The organism is Caballeronia sp. (assembly GCF_049581465.1).
Lineage (GTDB): Bacteria > Pseudomonadota > Gammaproteobacteria > Burkholderiales > Burkholderiaceae > Caballeronia.
The window spans coordinates 1-2,375 of the sequence record NZ_JBAUSA010000181.1 but is presented as its reverse complement, the minus strand read 5'-3'; the positions used below and the strand labels follow the sequence as shown (position 1 = coordinate 2,375).

At 59.8% G+C, this 2,375-nt stretch carries 1 protein-coding gene and 1 pseudogene; both read left to right on the top strand.

The features are described from left to right. Positions 1 to 225 precede the first annotated feature (225 nt). Positions 226 to 1,269, top strand: a complete 1,044-nt coding sequence (locus WCA53_RS04555) for a methyltransferase (RefSeq protein WP_423906020.1) — start codon at positions 226 to 228, stop codon at positions 1,267 to 1,269. Between the two features lie 107 nt (positions 1,270 to 1,376). Further along, a pseudogene (locus WCA53_RS04550) lies at positions 1,377 to 2,375 on the top strand (MGH1-like glycoside hydrolase domain-containing protein); the annotation flags it as partial.

The window sequence follows — 2,375 nt, the reverse complement described above, 5'->3', positions numbered from 1 at the left end:
GCCAATAAGCAGGCCAATAAGCAGCCCGGCAAGAAGGCAATAAGCGGGCCAATAAGGACGCAATAAGCGCTGGAAACTATCGACGCGCCCCTGGTGAAAACTGGCGGCGCGTCGATTTACTTTCCATGACGCGCATAGGCACGGCACGCTCCTTGAACGACAACTGCTGCTTGCCAGGTGCCCGGATTCGCAGGATGCTGACGGCTAGATCAGGGAGGGCCGAAAATGCATGCCACTTCTCCATTACCCGCGACCCGACCAGAGGCGGCCGCCCGACTGCTTGAGCTGATCCAGATGCGGCTCATTTCAGAAGCGATTCACGTAGTGGCGGCATTGGGAATTGCCGATTTGCTCGCCGATGAGGCGAGGAGCATCGAACAACTGGCTGACACGGCCGGCGCCCACCCGCAGTCCCTCGGGCGCGTGATGCGAGCGCTGTCGAGCTTTGGCGTCTTTTCAGAAGAGACGCCGGGTCGCTTCGCGCTAGGACCGCTGGGCCAACAGCTCAGGCGGGACACACAGGGGTCTTTGCACTCTCCGGCGCTATTCTTCGGGGGCGAAGCCGGAGCGAGTGTCGTCGAGCTTTTCGAGCAGTGCGTCAAGACGGGGGAAAGCGCTAGCCAGAAACTCTCTGGCGCCCTCAACCCTTTCGATTGGCTGCTGCGCGACCCCGTGCAGATGAAACTCTTCAACGCATCGATGACCGCCTTCTCCACCCTTCATATGACCGGGGTGCTGGACGCGTATGACTTTTCTCTAGCCACGCAAACCGTCGACGTGGGGGGCGGCCATGGAAGGATCATTGCCGACCTCCTGAAGCGAAATCCGGGCATGCACGGCATACTATTCGATCTGCCTCACGCCTTGGCGGGTGGCCAAAGCACAATTTCCCAGGCTGGATTGGAGGACCGCTGCGAGGTCATTTCGGGCGATTTCTTTGCCTCCGTTCCTGCCGGCGGGAATACTTACCTTCTTTCCCGGGTAATCCACGATTGGGATGACGAAAAGGCAATCGCAATCCTTAACAACGTCCGCCGGGCTATCGCTCCGAACGGTAGACTGGTCTTGTTGGAAACGATGTTGCGGCCCACCGCGCGCAGCGTCTATCCCGTACTCTCCGACCTGAACATGCTCCTGATGACAGGAGGGTGCGAGCGCACCGAGGCACAATATAGTGCGCTGTACCGGGCTGCCGGGTTCGAGTTGACCCAGACGGTCGAAACAATTTCGCCTACCGGCACGACCGTTATCGAGGGTAAGCCGATCTAGGGCGGTCGCGCAGGTTGAACGAAGTAGCACCTTGACGGAAAAGTGGAAAAGGACAGGCGTTCATGCACTGAAGTGTTGGATGGTCGATGTCGGACTCGGGAGATTCCATGCCACTGCTACGCGCAATCAATCTTCTCCAGTCGAAGGAAGGTGCCCGGCTCCATGGCCCGGAACTCGACCGATGGCGCCGCTGGGGACCTTATCTGAGTGAGCGGCAATGGGGCACGGTTCGCGAAGACTATAGCGAACACGGCACTGCATGGGACTATTTCCCGCACGATCATGCGCGCAGCCGCATGTACCGCTGGGGCGAGGATGGCATTGCCGGATTCGGCAACGACCCGCTCGACTGGTGCGTGTCTCTCGGGCTCTGGAACGGGCGCGATCCGATCATCAAGGAACGGCTCTTCGGGTTGACCAATGAGCAGGGCAATCACGGCGAGGACGTGAAGGAGCTTTACTTCTATCTCGACGGCACGCCGACGCATTCGTACATGAAGATGCTGTACAAGTATCCTCACGACGCGTACCCGTACCAGGATCTGATCGAAGAAAATCAGCGGCGCGGCGCCGATCAGCCCGAATATGAAATCCTCGATACGGGCGTGTTCGACGATAACCGCTACTTCGACGTTTGCATCGAATATGCGAAGCACACACCCGACGATATCGTGATGCGCGTGACCGTAGAAAACCGCGCGGATGAGCGCGCGACGCTTCATGTGATGCCCCAATTCTGGGCCCGCAACAGATGGGCGTGGTCGGGCAAGCCCGGCAAGCCGTCTCTCAAGCTTGTGCCCGATGCAAAGGAGGGCGAACGTGTCGTCGCGCACAATCCGGCACTCGGAACGATGATCGTGACGGCGTCGGCGCAAGAGCCGATCGAGTGGCTCTTCTGCGAAAACGAAACGAATTACCGCCGCATTTTTGGCTTCGAAGGAGCGGGACCGGGGCCGTTCAAGGACGGCTTCAATGACTACCTCGTCGACGGTGACGAGCAGGCAATCCGGCGCGATCGGGGCACCCGCGCCGCTGCGCATGTGCACCTGCAACTCGCGCCTCTTGAGCGCTCGGTGGTGTATCTGCGCTGGCGTCCAGAACCGGCT

Coding starts and splice junctions, on each gene's coding strand:
- WCA53_RS04555 (WP_423906020.1), top strand. CDS start 226: ATGCATGCCACTTCTCCATTACCCGCGACCCGACCAGAGGCGGCCGCC.